General features: G+C 47.8%; 14 protein-coding genes. 5 read left to right on the top strand and 9 right to left on the bottom strand.

The window, feature by feature from the left end:
- The 5 genes from GOU96_RS10755 to GOU96_RS10775 form a co-directional block, all read right to left on the bottom strand.
- Positions 1 to 1105: di-heme oxidoredictase family protein (locus GOU96_RS10755; RefSeq protein ID WP_324701962.1), on the bottom strand; the 1105-nt coding region annotated here is incomplete at its 3' end.
- A gap of 206 nt (positions 1106 to 1311) precedes the next feature.
- Complete coding sequence (locus GOU96_RS10760; RefSeq protein ID WP_001101418.1) at positions 1312 to 2574, bottom strand: imelysin family protein; 1263 nt, start codon at positions 2572 to 2574, stop codon at positions 1312 to 1314.
- Positions 2575 to 2753: 179 nt separating this feature from the next.
- Positions 2754 to 3404 carry a GTP cyclohydrolase II gene (locus tag GOU96_RS10765; protein ID WP_001881029.1) on the bottom strand — a complete coding sequence of 217 codons (651 nt, stop codon included), beginning with the start codon at positions 3402 to 3404 and terminating at the stop codon, positions 2754 to 2756.
- Positions 3405 to 3574: 170 nt separating this feature from the next.
- Positions 3575 to 3751, bottom strand: a complete 177-nt coding sequence (locus GOU96_RS10770; protein ID WP_000370567.1) for a hypothetical protein — start codon at positions 3749 to 3751, stop codon at positions 3575 to 3577.
- A 182-nt stretch (positions 3752 to 3933) separates the two neighbouring features.
- The gene (locus GOU96_RS10775) at positions 3934 to 5148 is read right to left on the bottom strand and encodes a sugar efflux transporter (protein ID WP_001959657.1); all 1215 of its coding nucleotides are present in this window, start codon (positions 5146 to 5148) and stop codon (positions 3934 to 3936) included.
- Positions 5149 to 5397: 249 nt separating this feature from the next.
- Here GOU96_RS10775 and GOU96_RS10780 point away from each other — a divergent pair, with 249 nt between their 5' ends.
- Positions 5398 to 6297: a helix-turn-helix domain-containing protein gene (locus GOU96_RS10780; protein WP_053037025.1), complete on the top strand. Its 900-nt coding sequence runs from the start codon at positions 5398 to 5400 to the stop codon at positions 6295 to 6297.
- A 26-nt stretch (positions 6298 to 6323) separates the two neighbouring features.
- Here GOU96_RS10780 and GOU96_RS10785 read toward each other — a convergent pair whose 3' ends face one another.
- Both GOU96_RS10785 and gyrA read right to left on the bottom strand, forming a co-directional pair.
- Positions 6324 to 7307 (bottom strand): rhodanese-related sulfurtransferase, encoded by a 984-nt coding sequence (locus tag GOU96_RS10785; RefSeq protein ID WP_000085170.1) that lies wholly within the window; start codon positions 7305 to 7307, stop codon positions 6324 to 6326.
- Positions 7308 to 7534: 227 nt separating this feature from the next.
- Complete coding sequence (gene gyrA, locus GOU96_RS10790) at positions 7535 to 10219, bottom strand: DNA topoisomerase (ATP-hydrolyzing) subunit A (RefSeq protein WP_076007741.1); 2685 nt, start codon at positions 10217 to 10219, stop codon at positions 7535 to 7537.
- Between the two features lie 351 nt (positions 10220 to 10570).
- Between gyrA and ubiG the strand changes: the two genes are divergently transcribed.
- The 4 genes from ubiG (at position 10571) to yfaE (ending at position 15549) form a co-directional block, all read left to right on the top strand.
- Positions 10571 to 11308 carry a bifunctional 2-polyprenyl-6-hydroxyphenol methylase/3-demethylubiquinol 3-O-methyltransferase UbiG gene (gene ubiG, locus GOU96_RS10795; RefSeq protein ID WP_114741257.1) on the top strand — a complete coding sequence of 246 codons (738 nt, stop codon included), beginning with the start codon at positions 10571 to 10573 and terminating at the stop codon, positions 11306 to 11308.
- Positions 11309 to 11756: 448 nt separating this feature from the next.
- Positions 11757 to 14042 carry a class 1a ribonucleoside-diphosphate reductase subunit alpha gene (gene nrdA / locus GOU96_RS10800; protein WP_001075912.1) on the top strand — a complete coding sequence of 762 codons (2286 nt, stop codon included), beginning with the start codon at positions 11757 to 11759 and terminating at the stop codon, positions 14040 to 14042.
- 95 nt (positions 14043 to 14137) lie between these two features.
- Positions 14138 to 15271 carry a class Ia ribonucleoside-diphosphate reductase subunit beta gene (gene nrdB, locus GOU96_RS10805; RefSeq protein WP_000331860.1) on the top strand — a complete coding sequence of 378 codons (1134 nt, stop codon included), beginning with the start codon at positions 14138 to 14140 and terminating at the stop codon, positions 15269 to 15271.
- Positions 15271 to 15549 carry a class I ribonucleotide reductase maintenance protein YfaE gene (yfaE, locus tag GOU96_RS10810; protein ID WP_267782411.1) on the top strand — a complete coding sequence of 93 codons (279 nt, stop codon included), beginning with the start codon at positions 15271 to 15273 and terminating at the stop codon, positions 15547 to 15549. The genes nrdB and yfaE overlap by 1 nt, the downstream gene beginning before the upstream one ends.
- 282 nt (positions 15550 to 15831) lie before the next feature.
- Here the strand turns inward: yfaE and GOU96_RS10815 are convergent, their stop codons facing one another.
- Both GOU96_RS10815 and GOU96_RS10820 read right to left on the bottom strand, forming a co-directional pair.
- Positions 15832 to 16086, bottom strand: a complete 255-nt coding sequence (locus GOU96_RS10815) for a hypothetical protein (protein ID WP_000486262.1) — start codon at positions 16084 to 16086, stop codon at positions 15832 to 15834.
- Between the two features lie 249 nt (positions 16087 to 16335).
- A complete protein-coding gene (locus GOU96_RS10820; RefSeq protein ID WP_000912220.1) occupies positions 16336 to 17574 on the bottom strand; it encodes a CinA family nicotinamide mononucleotide deamidase-related protein in 1239 nt (412 codons plus the stop codon).
- Between the last annotated feature and the right edge of the window lie 127 nt (positions 17575 to 17701).

Here is a 17701-nt window from a genome sequence, read left to right on the forward strand (position 1 = left end):
GCTGAATTCGCTGCTTGGAAAGCGCAGGACGCTCAGCCAGCTCTTGCGTCAACACATTGGTTTTATGGCAAGATTGGCAACCCGCTTGGGCAAACAGTTTCTCCCCCTGTTGTACCTGTGGTTCTTGCACGTTGCGACGCACAGGCACCGCTAAGTGCTGAGCATAAAACTCCACGAAATCCAGAATGTTATCGCTCACTTCTGGTGAGCCACCATTCGGTAAATCACGGCAGAGTGTCTGTTTTTCGGTGCAGTTTTCTTGCGGAAAGAGATGGCTGGTTAATCCCAGATCACCATTAAAGGCAGCCGCATTTTGCTGCATGATGTTGGGTTGGCCCGCTTTCCAGCCAAAACGGCCAATCGCCATTTCGCCAGTGCGTACATCGCGCACTTGGTTAACACGGCCGGAAATACCATCGCCATCGCGATCCTCAGGGTCAGCCCACTGTAATAAGGTCGCATCCGGGATCGATTCTAACAGTCCAAGTCCAATCATCGGCGGTGCAACCCGCGCCGACATTTGCACATCTGGGTGCATCTCACCATAAGCGAGATCCAAAATCTTTAGGTTCGGCTTCCGAAGTGCCACAGGAGTACCATCGGCAAAAGTGACAACCACTTCGTCATACGTAATGTGGATTCGCCCTTCTGGTTTTTGGTCGGGTAGCGAAAAATCTTGTAGTTGCCCGCCATAAGTCGGCTCTGGCACTACGCCATTGACCGCATAGATGGCCTTTTGCTGCTCAGTAACCGCAGGAATACTCAAACGCACCAGCATGGAAACCGCTTGTGTGTCATTAGGCTCTGGTGGATGGCCTCGCCCGTCTTTAATGTGGCAGTTTTGGCAGCCATTGGTATTAAAAAGAGGTCCTAGTCCGTCGCGCGCATCCGTCGAAGCGGGAGCGGGAACCCAAGGATTGCGGAAAAAGCTGTTACCAACACTAAAATCAAGGCGTTTCGCCATCGGCAAATTCGCGGCCGGCATCGAAAACGCATTGGCTCCCTCTTTCGTGGTACTGGTTTCCCCACCCGATTTAATCTCTGTTGCCAAAGCAAAGTTGCTCAAGGCGCTCGTGAGTAATAACAGAGATAAAGACGACTTCATGACATGGTTCCTGTAAAAAAACGACCCAATCCCTGATTCCCTTTACCGTATAAGTAGCTGCGGAATTGACGCTGCACACCAAACTATTGAGGAATTATCATTGACGTAAAGCGAGATTGGGTTTTATTGCAAAAATAAGTTATCCCTTTCTCCATGCATAACCCAAAGGCCATTGCGCGAAGAAAGGGATGAGGACAGTGACGAGATTAAAACTCGTGATCTGCCGTATCTGGGTTTAGATTATCGATCCCGATGATGCCTGCCGCGCGCTCAATCGAACCCGTTTGCGCGACGAGCGCCATAATGGCTTGATTGATAATCGCATGCCCTGCCGCGTTATCTGCCGCGATCAGTTGATCAAAGTGCTGGTTATTTTTTTCAGCTGCCGTGACTAACTCACCCACTTGCGTGCGCGCCGCTTCAAACTGTTGCAGGATCTCTTTTGCCGCATTGGCATCTTTCTCTGCAACCAATTGGTACAGACTTGGGCCTTTTAGCTCAGAACCATCGGCGCGAGTGTAGCTACCCGTGTAGATATTGTAGATACCTTGTTCGTTGTAGTAGTGCGAGTTATGCGTGTTATCCGAGAAGCAATCGTGCTCATCTTCCGTTGAATTCGCTTCCAGCGCGACTTTCATACGCTCACCCGCCAATTCACCCAGTGATAGCGAGCCCATACCAAACAGCATTTTGCGCAGACCATTTTCCGCAGACTCACTCAGCAGTTGTTGGCGATAATTATCTTTTTCACCACTCGCCCACTGCTTCTCCATCCACTCCAGATCGGTCACCAAAAGTTGTGCGGCGGCTTTAAGGTATTGTGCACGGCGATCACAGTGATTATTGGTACAGGCTTTGCCTTGCAGGTAATCCGTGTATGAGCGAGCACCGGCACCGGCTTTGGTGCCGTTTAAATCTTGTCCCCACAACAGAAATTCAATCGCGTGGTAGCCCGATGCCACGTTGGCTTCAGAGCCACCGATTTCGTTGAGGCTGGCCAGCAGCTCAGGCGTGATCTCTTTCACATCAACTTTCGTTGCGCCAATGGTCAGTGCAGTATTGGCAATGATATTGGCATTTGCGCCTTCATTGCCCAGTTCATGTTGATAACTTCCTGCCACATAATCGATCAAACCTTCATCTAGCGGCCACGCGTTCAACTGACCTTCCCAGTCATCGACAATCGCGTTACCAAAACGGAACACTTCTGATTGTTGATAAGGCACACGCGCCGCCAACCACGCTTGTTTCACTTCTTCCAGACCTTGTGCGGTCGGAGCTTGTAAGAAACGGTCGATGGTTTTTTGCAGTTGCTGCGCAGTCACACGTGAATCGGCATAAACGGCATGCGCAATATCGGCATAATGTTCAACCACTTGGGCTTGAGTTGGCGCTGCAGCGAAGCTTGCTGATGTAGTGAGCGTCAGTGAAGCTAAGATGGCGGAAGAGAGAATAGACTTAACGTTCATGGAGCGTCCTTGTTGAGCTTGATATGAATTGCAAATTATTATCATTTGTTATTTCGATGCAAATAATACAAATTTACAATTTTTTTTCAACCTGAACACACAAAAAACCCCACAAGTGTGGGGTTTAATAACATGCGATATTATCGGCAGTAACGCGAATCTATTTATAAAACTGAAGGTTACAGTTTGAGTTGATGCTTACCGTGAGAAACTTTGGCTTTCAGGTAATTTTCATTACCGTCTTTGATGTGTGCTGAGGTATGAACCACCTCGACAATCTCAATGCCATGTTCTTGTAACTCACGGATCTTTTTCGGATTGTTCGTCACCAAACGGATCTTCTTCACCCCCAAGGCTTGTAGCATTTGTGCGGCTTCCGTAAAGTCACGTAGATCATCCCCAAAACCGAGGTGATTATTGGCTTCATAAGTATTCATGCCCTGACTTTGCAAGCGATACGCATCAATCTTGTTGTACAGACCAATACCTCGCCCTTCTTGACGTAAATACAGAATGATGCCGCCTGACTGCCCCATGCGAGTAATGGTTTCTTCTAGCTGTTCACCACAGTCGCAACGAGACGAATGGAAAACATCGCCCGTTAAACACTCCGAGTGCATACGCACAAGCGGGGCTTCTTGGGTGGTATCCGCTGATTTGAAAATCACTGCAACGTGTTCTTTGTCTGATTGCAGTCCATGAAATGACAGGATTTCTGCGTCAATATTGCTTTTCGCACCGACTTTAAAATCGACTCTGGCTCTTACTTCCGCCATGTTTGCACTCACTTGAATTTCTGTAACGGGATGCACGTTTCTCAACATTTGCATAACTTGTCTCTACTAGTGACCTAACTATGAGGGCTGATACCCCTTTTTTCAAAGAAAAGATCACTCGAAGGCTTAAATTGTTATGTTATAACAAATGCCTTTTTGAGCAACAAAAAACCCAACCGGAGTGGGTTGGGTTCATTCAAGCATCAAAATAGGGATAAAAATAATTAGTTTTGCGACTTCTTCCAGACGCTCAACTCAATCCAGATTTGCTCTAATTGACGTAACTCTTCATCGGTTAATACCGAGAGTGTCGGTTTTGATTGTGGCGCTGAATGAGCTTGCAACGCGCTCAACTGCGCGTAGAACTCTTTCTTCAGCTGGGTAACAACCGAATTGTCCACCTACTCTCTCCACAATTTCATCCATTTCTTAAAAATAATACCTTCTTTCATAATTATTTCTTATCACGCAATAAGATATGGAAGTATGGTCACATAATTTTTACAGTTTAGAGAATAATTACGCAGCGAGTACCTTGGCGAACACCTCAAGCGATCCCAACGCAACGCATTTTTCTTTGCCCTTAATGGACCGAGACTCCACTTTGCACCGCTTCGGTTGGTATTGCTTTGCGCTGTAGTTGACTAAACAACGCCAACAGCAGTAAAGCACTGAAAGCACCAGTTAAAGAAACATACAAGGTACTGAAATAGTTATAAAACTCACCGACTACGCCAACCGATAAGCTCGCCACCAAAGTACTGATACTGAGCATGCTCGAAAATAAGGTGGAAGCCGTGCCCAATCGGTCTTGCATCATGTCCTGCAGCACCACCATGCCTAGCGTCGCGCACACGCCGATAAAAAAACCATTGAGCACTTGCGCGGCCATCATGGCAACAAACCCAGTGTGGGTCAGCATCACACCGTAAAACAAGATGCCGCTGGTGATCCCAAGCATCAGCAATTTATTTGTTCCCCATCGCTCGGCAAGTTTTCCCGCCATTAACATGACCGGAATTTCACACAATGCGGCCGTGCCAAACAGCAACCCTAGCCAATGTTCAGGCACCATCAACTCACGTGATAAATAGAGCGGCATACTGGTGATATAAAGATTGTTTGAGCCAAAAGTACATACCAAGGTCACGCAGTACAGTACGATCAAAGCACGCTTACGGGGTGAATATTGTCCAAGCTCGACTGGCGTGGTTCCAACGGCTGCGGCGGTTTTCACCCCTGCTGGCAAGAAGCGAGCAATCAGCACTATGCCTAAAAATACTATCAGAGCAGACACCGCAAAGGCGGCATTAAAGCCAAAACTTGCTTTGAGCATAAACGCCGCCGGAGGGCCGAATACCCAAGCAATCGCAATTCCGGCACGCATGGTAGAGAGGAAGGTCGTTTTATCGGTTAAATGCTGATCGGCGTATTCGCGGCCAAGTGCAAAAAGCTGGCCAAATGACGCGCCACTCACGCTAGCAAACAGTACCACCACTATGATGGCGAGACTGTAGCTGCGAATAAACATAAAGCTGACCACAGTGATGAGATAACAGATTAACGAAACCAATAAGATGGTTTTACGCTGCCAATGTCGATCTGACTGGCGCGCAAGCCACTGTGAGACAATAACTGAGCTGACGACTGCCAGCACCATGTACAGGCTCAGTTGCATCGGTGAAGCATCGAGCGCCTCAACAATAAACAGACTGGAGAGTGGATAGAAAAACGCTCCGCATAGACCCGTAACCAGTGTCGACATAATAAACAGTAAGGCGGTTTTATCTCGATACATGCAGTAACCTCATAGCAATATTCGATGGAATCCCCTTCCTACTTGGCAGCGTCACTTTATCCCTAAACGACTTAGAACAGCAGGGTGATTATGGCGGCTAGTGTACTGAATCTGGGCATGAGTTATTGATGTTATTCGAGCCAGTTCTAATACTATTCAGGCAAAATCACTTGATGATTTGACAGAAAACAAGCCATTCCTCTAGTCTATCTCCATGCATTGAGCGCAAGAAAACCCACGTAAATCGTTATGCGACCTTTAATTGAAAATGTGATGAGCGGTATCAGTCAGGATTGGGTGCTGCGTGAATTTCGCAGCAAAAGCCAAACTCAAGAATTTTCCTGTCCTTGGCACTACCATACTGAGTACGAATTGGTGCTCTACCAGAACCCCGATCAGCGTTTTGTCGGTAACTATTTTGCAGGGGATGCGATTGGCGCGGTTGAGCACAACACACTTTTACTTTACGGCCCCGGTTTGCCACATATGATTGCGGGTCGACAGCTGATCAATAAAGCCCAAACTCTGCACTCAACGATCATCTGGTTCAAACAAGAGTGGCTAGACAAGCTACAGAGCATATTGCCTCAAGCTCAAGCTTTGCAACGCTTGCAGCAACATGCCACCTATGGCGTGCGTCTCAGTGAGCAAACGGCTACGCGCGTCGCCGAGCTCCTAGCTAATGTCGATCAACAGCCTCACAGTTACCAATCTCTGCGCGTGATTGAGTCCTTGCTTGTGATGGCGGACGATGCGCAGGCGCAGCGTCTATCCGTCGCACCCTATGTGATGACGGCACTCACCAGCAACAGTGACACGCATAAGAAAATTCAACTGGCCAAACAATATGTGGAGCAGCACTACGCACAAGCAATAAAAATTACCGACTTATGTCATCAGTTACATTTGAGCGAAAGCTCGGCGTATCGCTTATTTGAAAAGCACTATGGGATGAGTTTTTCTGAGCATTTAAAGCAGTTTCGAATTGGTAAAGCGTGTGAGCTTTTAGCCAGTTCTGCGCTGCCGATTGCATTAATTGCCGAACGAACTGGGTTTGGCAATTTGTCGAACTTTAACCGCCAATTTAAAACCCTCAAAGCCATGACTCCGAGGGAGTTTCGCCAGCGATTTCAAGCAGTGAGCGGGTAGCAAAACGGCCACCCACTCACGACTCGCTAACCTTTCTGGCCGCGCTGCGCCGCTTTGCGCGCCAGCTTTTCTGCGCGGCGTTTTTCAATCAGTGCCGCACTCTCTTCACCGATATGGCTTTCACCACGCAGTTTTGCTAACTGAACTTGCTTTTCACGCTCACGGAAACGCTCTAGCTGCTCTTCGGAATGAGTACCAAAACAGCGCGGACAGCTGACGCCTTGTTCATACTGTTCGCTCTGCTTATCTTCCTCTGTGATAGGCAAACGGCAAGCATTACAAATTTGATAATCACTTTCGGCAAGGCCATGCCCTACCGCAACGCGCCCATCAAACACATAGCAATCCCCTTCCCACAAGCTTTGTTCTTGAGGCACTTCTTCAAGATATTTCAAGATGCCGCCTTCAAGGTGATACACCTCTTCAAAGCCTTGCTCTTTCAAATATGCGGTGGATTTTTCACAGCGGATCCCGCCAGTACAGAACATGGCGACTTTCTTGTGCTTTTGCGGATCAAGGTTTTCCTGTACATAGTGTGGAAACTCACGGAACGTCTCCGTTTTTGGGTTGAGCGCGTTTTTAAAGGTGCCAAGCTGTACTTCGTAGTCGTTTCGGGTATCCACCACCAAGACTTCAGGATCGGAAATCAGCGCGTTCCAATCTTGCGGCTTCACATAAGTGCCCACTACATGACGGGGATCTATGCCTTCTACGCCCATGGTCACGATCTCTTTTTTGAGTTTGACCTTAGTGCGGTTAAACGGTGGCTCAGAGGCAGAAGACTCTTTATACACAGTGCCTTTTAAACTCGGTTCGTTTTCTAGCCACGCCAGCAGCGCATCAATCCCTTGGCGAGAAGAAGCGACCGTACCGTTAATGCCTTCTTGCGCCAGCAATAATGTGCCGCGAATGTGGTTCTCTTCCATCAGTGCCAGCAGCGGCGCTCTTAGCTCTTGGTAATGATTGAGCTCAACAAATTTGTAGAGCGCACAGACAACATATTGACTCATGGTATGACCTTTCAATTACAGCACCTATAAATTGGGCGGGCATTATACCCAAGCAAACCGATGACAAATACGGAGTGTTTTTGGGGGTATAGCGCCTGATGCGATCAATAGTACTGCTATCTAGGCATAGGCAGGATCAAAAAAGCCGGACGATTGTCCGGCTTTGATTAGGCACTTTATGAATTTCCCTACCCAAGGGTGATTAGGCAGGGGTATGACAGAGCAGATTACTCTTGTTCACCATCATCATCTTGTGCAACAGGTGCATCGTTCTCGACAAGTGCTTCCTCACCTTCTGGCAATTCCGACTCTTCGATTTCATCGATACGCTGCAGACCTACCACACTTTCACCTTCCGAAGTACGGATCAGGGTCACGCCTTGAGTATTACGGCCCACTTGACTTACTTCCGCCACACGAGTACGTACCAGTGTGCCGGCATTGGTGATCATCATGAACTCATCACCCTCGGCCACTTGTACTGCACCCACAACGCTGCCGTTACGCTCAGAGACTTTGATCGAAACCACACCCTGAGTACCACGACCTTTGGTTGGGTATTCAGATAGGCTAGTACGTTTGCCGTAACCATTTTCAGTTACGGTGAGTACGTCACCTTCGGTCTTCGGCACGATGAGCGATACTACTTGGTCGCCGTCGGCCAGTTTCATGCCGCGAACACCCGCAGCGGTACGACCCATTGGTCTTACGCCTTTGAACTTGATCTCTGGCTGGCCATTTTCATCCAGCACAGGTTGACCATTTTCATCCACAACCGCGGTTTCTTCGGACTCTTTAAAGCGAACCACTTTACCGAATTTAGAGAACAGCATAATTTCGCTTTCGCCATCGGTGATATCCACACCAATCAGCGAGTCTTCATCACGCAGGTTGAGCGCAATCAAACCATTCGCACGAACGTTGGCAAACTGATCCAGTGAAGTTTTCTTCACAGTACCGTCACCGGTTGCCATGAAGATGAATTTATCTTCACTAAACTCAGTCACTGGCAGAATCGCGGTGATGCGCTCGTTTTCTTCCAGAGGAAGCAGGTTCACGATTGGCTTACCACGCGCAGTACGGCTGGCGAGCGGCAGTTGGTATACCTTCATACGGTAAGTTTTGCCACGAGTCGAGAACAGCAGAATGTTATCGTGAGTATTGGCAACCAGAAGACGCTCAATGTAGTCCTCTTCTTTCATTTTGGTTGCGCTCTTACCTTTACCACCACGACGCTGTGCTTCGTAGTCGCTCAGTAATTGATACTTCACATAACCTTCGTGTGACAGAGTCACAACCACATCTTCACGAGCGATCAGCTCTTCCATGTCGATGTCGTGCGTTGCTGCCGTGATTTCAGTGCGGCGTGCATCACTAAAGCCAGCGCGAATCGCTTCAAGCTCTTCACGGATCACTTCCATCAAGCGCTCTGTACTCGCCAGAATGTGCATCAATGCCGCAATTTCTTCGAGAAGCTGTTTGTACTCATCGAGGATCTTCTCGTGCTCTAGACCAGTCAGCTTATGCAGACGCAGATCCAGAATCGCTTGCGCTTGTTGTTCAGTCAGGAAGTACTTGCCATCGCGGATGCCGTATTGTGGCTCAAGCCACTCAGGACGCGCCGCATCCGTACCTGCACGCTCAAGCATTGCCGCAACGTTGCCAAGATCCCATCCACGGGCAATTAAGCCTTCTTTGGCTTCTGCAGGCGTGGCGGCACGGCGGATCAGTTCAATGATTTCATCAATGTTGGCCAGAGCTAGTGCCAAACCTTCAAGGATGTGGGCACGTTCACGCGCTTTACGCAGTTCAAAAATAGTACGACGAGTCACCACTTCACGGCGGTGGTCGACGAAACACTTCAGCATCTCTTTCAGGTTAAACAGCTTAGGCTGACCGTTATCGAGTGCCACCATGTTGATACCGAAGGTGGTTTGCAGCTGAGTGTTGGCATACAGGTTGTTCAGAACCACTTCGCCAACCGCATCACGCTTACACTCAATCACAATGCGCATACCGTCTTTATCAGACTCGTCACGCAGTGCACTGATCCCTTCGACTTTCTTCTCTTTCACCAACTCAGCGATTTTTTCGATCAAGCGCGCTTTGTTCACTTGATAAGGGATTTCGCTGACGATGATGGTTTCTTTACCGTTCTTTTCGGTTTCGATTTCCGCTTTTGAGCGCATGTAAACCTTGCCGCGGCCGGTTTTGTACGCGTCAATGATGCCTTTACGGCCACTGATCAGCGCGGCGGTTGGGAAATCTGGACCAGGAATGTAGTCCATCAACTCATCAATGGTGATCGCTTCATTATCGATGTAGGCTAAACAGCCATCGATCACTTCACCTAAGTTGTGCGGAGGAATGTTGGTTGCCATACCCACCGCAATACCAGATGCGCCGTTGATCAGCAGGTTCGGGATCTTTGTCGGCAATACCGCAGGAATTTGCTCGGTGCCGTCATAGTTCGGAACGTAGTCAACGGTTTCTTTGTCTAGGTCTGCCAAGAGTTCGTGCGCGATTTTCGACATACGAACTTCGGTATAACGCATTGCCGCCGCGGAGTCGCCGTCGATCGAGCCAAAGTTACCTTGGCCATCGACCAACATGTAACGAAGTGAGAAAGGCTGCGCCATACGCACGATGGTGTCGTAAACCGCACTGTCACCATGAGGGTGATATTTACCGATTACGTCACCTACCACACGGGCAGATTTTTTATAGGCTTTGTTCCAGTCGTTGCCCAGCACATTCATCGCGAACAGTACGCGTCGGTGTACTGGTTTAAGGCCATCACGCACATCAGGAAGAGCACGACCCACGATAACCGACATCGCGTAGTCCAAATACGAACTGCGTAGCTCGTCTTCGATGTTTACGGGCGTGATCTCTTTAGCTAGATCGCTCATAGAGCCATTATCCCTCTATAGTTTGATCGGTATACCCAAATTCTTACTGAAACGAAGCTCACTACAAGATTGAGCGCCAAGTCAGTCGAGAACTGGATATTCTTGATACTTATAAGGTGAAAAAATATAACACATGTTTCCACGCTTCGGCATTACTTTCCCTGACCTTTTATCAGGTTGTGACCTTGGTTGCGTCTTAAATGCCGAGAATTTACACATTCCTTGCACTTGGCAAAGTTAGATGGTTGTTTTTTAAACGCTCATCGCCAAATCTGGCATCTCAACTGGTGCGATTTACTCAGCGCGCTATAATGCCCACTCTTCACGGATGCGTAACACAGGCGATACAAGATGGCTTCAATAGACTTGGCTTCGACACCACTGACAGCAACACAGAACGTCGATCCTAATGAAATCAAAAAATTTGAGGATATGGCTTCCCGTTGGTGGGATCTGGAAGGCGAATTTAAGCCTTTACACCAAATCAACCCTCTACGTTTGAACTATGTGCTAGAAAAAGCCAATGGCCTGTTTGGGAAGAGGGTTTTGGATGTCGGCTGTGGTGGCGGCATTTTAGCCGAAAGCATGGCGCGCGAAGGCGCACAAGTGACTGGTCTTGATATGGGGAAAGAGCCGTTAGAAGTGGCGCGTTTACATGCCCTTGAGACGGGTACCAAACTCACCTACATCCAAAGCACGGTGGAAGCACATGCTGAGGCCAACCCGCACATCTATGATGTAGTGACTTGCATGGAGATGCTGGAGCACGTTCCTGACCCACTTTCCGTCATCCAGTCTTGCGCCAAACTGGTTAAGCCCGGCGGCCATGTGTTTTTCTCGACCCTGAATCGCAACGTCAAATCCTATCTATTTGCGATTGTGGGGGCTGAGAAGCTGCTGAAAATCGTTCCAGAAGGCACGCATGACCACAACAAATTCATTCGCCCTTCTGAACTTTTGAAGATGGTTGATCATACTGCGCTGCAGGAACAAGGCATCACAGGTTTACACTACAATCCGTTTACCGATACCTATCGTTTAGGATCGAATGTCGATGTGAATTATATCGTCCATACTCGCCTTTTTTAGCGCATACTCCACGCTAAAAAATCGATGCGGTAGCACAAGTTACCGCGCTTTTTTAGCCTATTTTTCGTGCGTTTGATTCCATTTTAAACGATCCATTTTTAGGGTGAATTTTTCCTTAAAGATCAAGAAATTTTTTTTCGTTTGTGGTTACGAATAAAGCGATGTGCAAACGGCGATTTTTTACAATCAATTCTGCTCTTAGATCATCAGTAAGTAGGTACTAACTGATTTTTTTAATTTTGCTAGTTATCCACAAAATGTCCCAAAGCTGTAACTTGCAATACCGATGCTATAGCACTATCTTGTAACCCGAACACTGAAGCACCCCTACATATAGTGTTTATGACACTATATGTAGGGCGAGCTCGATCACAAAAGCCTCGATTCAATTTACAAGATTTAGACAAAAACACGGCTTTTATCAGTTTTGTTAGGGAAATGAAGCAGAATGAACCAACAACTTACTGTCACCAAGCGTGATGGCCGCAAAGAAAACATTGATCTGGATAAGATCCACCGAGTGATCACTTGGGCTGCCGAAGGTCTGCAAAACGTATCTGTCTCACAAGTAGAACTGCGCGCTCACATTCAGTTCTATGACGGCATTACGACTTCAGACATTCATGAAACCATCATTAAGTCAGCCGCGGATTTGATCTCAGAAGAGACCCCCGACTACCAATACCTTGCTGCGCGTCTTGCGGTTTTCCACCTGCGCAAAAAGGCCTACGGTCAATACGAGCCACCTACACTGCTCGCTCATGTCACCAAGATGGTTGAGAAAGGCAAATACGACAAGCATTTGCTCGAAGACTATACCCGTGAAGAGCTGGAGCTGATGGATCAGTTCATTGATCACCGTCGTGACCTCGATTTCTCTTACGCTGCGGTGAAACAGCTTGAAGGCAAATATTTCGTACAAAACCGTGTTACCGGCCAAATCTACGAAAGTGCACAGTTCCTCTATATTCTGGTTGCGGCTTGCCTGTTTGCGAAGTATCCCAAAGAGACGCGCCTTGATTACATCAAGCGTTTCTACGATGCGACGTCAACCTTTAAGATCTCGCTGCCAACGCCAATTATGTCGGGTGTACGTACTCCTACTCGTCAGTTCAGCTCTTGTGTACTGATTGAATGTGGTGACAGCCTTGATTCTATCAATGCAACGGCAAGCTCGATTGTTCGCTACGTTTCACAGCGTGCCGGTATTGGTATCAACGCCGGTCGTATTCGTGCGCTGGGTTCGGAAATCCGTGGAGGTGAAGCGTTCCACACTGGCTGTATCCCCTTCTACAAATACTTCCAAACCGCGGTGAAATGCTGCTCGCAAGGTGGTGTTCGTGGTGGTGCAGCAACCGTATTCTACCCTCTGTGGCATGGTGAAGCGGAATCTCTGCTGGTTCTGAAGAACAACCGTGGTGTAGAAGAGAACCGTGTTCGTCATATGGATTACGGTGTTCAGCTCAACAAACTGATGTACAAGCGTCTGGTTGAAGGTGGCAACATTACCCTATTCTCTCCTTCTGATGTGCCGGGACTGTACGACGCTTTCTTCCAAGATCAGGATGAGTTCGAACGCCTGTACGTGAAGTACGAAAACGATCCTTCAATTAAGAAGAAAACCGTTAAAGCGCTGGAAATCTTTACTCTGCTGATGCAAGAGCGTGCTTCAACAGGCCGTATCTACATCCAAAACGTTGACCACTGTAACACGCACAGCCCATTTGATGCGGCGGTTGCACCTGTGCGTCAATCAAACCTGTGTCTGGAAATCGCGCTGCCGACTTCGCCACTGGCGAATGTGGAAGATGAAAGCGGTGAAATTGCTCTGTGTACCCTCTCTGCGTTTAACTTAGGCGCGATTGAGTCACTGGATGATTTTGAAGAGCTGTCTGACCTTGTGGTTCGTGCTCTAGATGCATTATTGGATTACCAAGACTACCCACTGCCTGCGGCACGTCGTTCTTCAATGAACCGCCGTACTCTGGGTGTGGGTGTGATCAACTACGCTTACTACCTAGCGAAAAACGGCGTGAAATACTCTGACGGCAGCGCAAATGGCCTGACGCACCGCACGTTTGAAGCCATGCAGTATCACTTGCTGCGCGCTTCTATGAAGCTGGCGAAAGAACAAGGTCGTTGCCCACTGTTCCATGAGACCAACTACGCGAAAGGCTTGATGCCAATCGATACTTATAAGAAAGATATCGATCTGGTGTGTGCAGAGCCTCTGCATTACGACTGGGACAAGCTGCGTCACGAGATCATGGAACACGGCCTGCGTAACTCGACGCTGACGGCACTGATGCCTTCTGAGACGTCATCACAAATCTCTAACGCGACCAACGGTATTGAGCCACCACGTGGTTACGTCTCGGTCAAAGCCTCAAAAGACGGCATCTTGAAGCAAGTGGTTCCAGAATTCACTCGCTTAAAAGAGAACTATGAACTGCTGTGGAACATCGGCTCAAACGATGGCTATCTGCACTTAGTGGGTATCATGCAAAAGTTCGTTGACCAAGCGATCTCTGCCAATACTAACTACGATCCAAGCAATTTCGATTCTGGCAAAGTACCGATGAAAAAACTGCTCCAAGATCTGCTGACAGCGTATAAGTTTGGTGTGAAGACCTTGTACTACCATAACACTCGTGATGGCGCGAAAGACGAGCAGACCGATGCTACGGTGAAAGTGCAGGAAGACGATTGTGCTAGCGGCGCTTGTAAGATCTAAGCGCCTGCTTCTAAAGCACAACACGAGAAAATAGTTTAACTCTTTGATTTGCATGCCTCTTGCTTAGGCAAGAGGCCAAACGGATGAAGGCAACAATGGCTTACAGTACTTTTACCCAAAAGAAGAATGACCAACTAAAAGAACCTATGTTCCTTGGTCAGCCTGTCAACGTCGCACGTTACGACCAACAAAAATATGAGATTTTTGAGAAGCTGATTGAAAAGCAACTCTCCTTCTTCTGGCGTCCAGAAGAAGTGGATGTATCCAGCGATCGAATTGATTACGGCAAATTGCCGGATCATGAAAAGCATATTTTCATTTCTAACCTGAAATACCAAACTCTGCTCGACTCCATTCAAGGCCGTAGCCCGAACGTCGCACTGCTGCCACTGGTTTCACTCCCAGAGCTGGAAACGTGGATTGAGACTTGGTCTTTTTCTGAAACCATTCACTCACGCTCTTACACTCACATCATTCGTAACATCGTGAATGATCCTGCAGTGGTGTTTGACGACATCGTTGAAAACGAGCACATCATCAAGCGTGCAAAAGACATCGCCCACTACTACGATGATTTGATTGAGCTGACTAATGACTATCACCGCTATGGTGAAGGCCAACATCAGATCAACGGTGAAACCATCACGGTATCGCTGAAAGAGCTGAAGAAGAAGCTGTATCTCTGCTTGATGTCAGTCAATGCACTGGAGGCGATTCGCTTCTATGTGAGCTTTGCCTGCTCTTTCGCGTTTGCAGAACGTGAACTGATGGAAGGTAACGCGAAAATCATCAAACTGATTGCACGTGACGAAGCCTTGCACCTGACGGGTACTCAACACATGTTGAATCTACTGCGCAACGGCATGGATGATTTTACCTTCCTGCAAGTGGCAGAAGAGTGTAAGCAAGAAAGCTTCGATTTGTTCAAAGAAGCCGCTGAACAAGAGAAAGAGTGGGCAGAATACCTGTTCAAAGACGGTTCGATGATCGGCCTTAACAAAGATATTCTGTGTCAGTACGTCGAGTACATTACCAATATCCGTATGCAAGCCGTCGGTTTAGAGCCGGCATACCCAGCCGCGACGAATAACCCGATCCCATGGATCAACGCATGGCTGTCTTCTGATAACGTGCAAGTGGCACCTCAAGAGGCTGAAATCAGTTCTTACTTAGTGGGTCAAATCGACAACGAGGTAAGCGCCGATGATTTCGAGGGCTTTGAACTGTAATGGCTGCAATCAAAATCAACAAGCTGATGACCATTGAATCTAACTCGAGCCATACTCTGCTTGAAAGTATGGAACAAGCAGGGTTAGAGCCAGAATACAACTGTCGCGACGGGCACTGTGGTGCTTGTCGTTGCCAGCTCATCTCTGGTGAAGTCGAGTATGTTGGTTTTGCCATGGCTTATACACAAGGCAATGAAATTCTACCTTGTATCTGCCGTGCAAAAACGGCACTTGAGATAGAACAAGTCACGTATCAGCTCAAAGCCAAACGCGCTTAACCCATCGCGCCCAACCAATGGTTTTCGACTTTATCAATAGGTCGATGGGGTCGATAACCGTTTGAGTTGAGAAAAGTGAGGTGAACTCTACCCAAACTATTTGGCGTTGCGGCTAGGCAGCTAATAAGTGAATCCCCATGAGCATAGAGACACTATGTAATTGGGGTGAGCGAATGCAGCCAACACCGTTGTTGCGGCTTCAAGTAGGAAGGGGAAAAGCCATTGAATATGAAGTTGCCGCCATGAATACGGCGGCTTCACAGGATATGCACAAGCCAGAGCTTAGGCTCTGGCTCTATTCCCGCCACACAAAATCGCATCCGCAGTTCTCATGGATACCCACTTATTGCCGATTTCGCGTCCGCCATCATCAAATAGCGATAACCAATAGCCTTGGTTACTGGCGTTATCGAATTGGGTTGGAGCGTGTAACCAGAGCGAAACTACATCCTCAGTTCCGTCGCTATGTGCTTCTCCTAAAACGACTTTTTGACTGGCGATTTTATACCAAACCAAGATTTTCGAGTGTTGAAACATGTCAGCCTCCTGCCGCCACTTTTCGGGGGAGCTGTCAGTGTACCGATCCAACCAAGGGTTTAAAGCCTCTCTTTTGAGACAAATCACGCTCTCTAAATAAATCATCCGCTTATTGATTAGACAAAATACGCATAACGAAAGCTAAACCATCAATAAGCAGAATAAGTAGCGGATTCATTCAGTTAACACCGAACGCATAATGATAAAAAAGCCATTTAAAATCAATCCATTATTGTAAGATTTTGATTTTTAATTGAGCACGCTACTCGGCAAATGCATCTCTTTGACCCTCTCAACCGCACTGTAACCCACAAACATAGAACGTCCAGTGAGATAGCGCAGTAACATGTCCGCAGCCAGTGTTGCGATCCACTCTTTTTGCTCTTGTGCGCTAAAACGACGCACAAATTTGACTGTTTGCCCCCACTCACCATTTGGGGTTGAGAGCGCAACCGAAACGTGATCCTCTTTCAAAGCCCCTGTAACCAGTGCCATTTGGGTACCGCATTTGTCTTTCGTCGCTCCTGCTAGGGCAAACGCTGCTGCTAGTGGGTCTTGATGAGCAAGCTCAGACGATACTCTGTGGCTTAAGATCCAAGAATGGCCGGCGAGGGCTTCAACGTTGGGATCACTCAGCAGCCAACTCGACAACCCACCTTGGGTTGCTTGCTCTGCCAAAGCCAAAGAGAGCCCTTTTTCTGCCATCACATGGCCTAAATAGGTCAACATGGGTTCATCAATGCTCACCACATACTGTTCTAGATGCGAATGTATGATTTTCAGTAAGCTGAGGCGACGTTCTTGATCTTGGTCTGGGCCAAACAGTTTGACTTCAATAAACGGCAGATAAGAGCGATAACCTAAGGTGTAGCCTTCCGGCAAATGCATTTTATCTAGCTTATCGGAGATGGAGGATTCCGAAGTGCCGAAGGTATATAAGCGGCTACACTGTTGCCCTTGAACGGAAGGAAATTGCCGCTGTAGATCAGGCAAGATCTGCTCGCTGACCATTTTGTAAAACTCTTTGGGAACGCCCGGAGTGAAATAAAACCAGCAATCGTTGATTTGCATTTTAAAACCACAAGCGGTACCAATTGGGTTATCAATCACCTCGGCATTGGCTGGCAGCATCGCTTGTTTGCGGTTACTTTCTGGCATCGCTCGACCACGCCCAATGAAAAAGGCTTCCAGTTGACTCAACCAATCTGCGTTCAAAACCAGCGGTTGTTCTGCTGCCTGAGCCGCAGCTTGGGCAGTGATATCATCGCTGGTCGGGCCTAAGCCACCATTGACGATCACCACATCCGAGTTAAAGCTCAGCATCATTAATTCTTCGACCAGAGCAGGCAAGCTATCTCCAACCGTGGCGCGTTTAGCCAGTGAAAAGCCATGCTGATAAAATTCGCGCGCTAGCCAAGCGGCGTTAGAATCGACGATATCACCGTGCAAAACTTCTTCGCCGGTACTGAGCATTGCTATTTTCAACATATTTGCCATCCTGATGTAAATGCAGTTTCCATATTGGCTTACAATAAGCTAATAGAAAAGAATGTTTTATCGACTAAGCTATTTCAAACAAGCGCGAATTATCGGTTCCTTGTTTGTGAGTTTTATG

Source organism: Vibrio sp. R-1, assembly GCF_035615595.1.
Taxonomy (GTDB): domain Bacteria; phylum Pseudomonadota; class Gammaproteobacteria; order Enterobacterales; family Vibrionaceae; genus Vibrio; species Vibrio cholerae.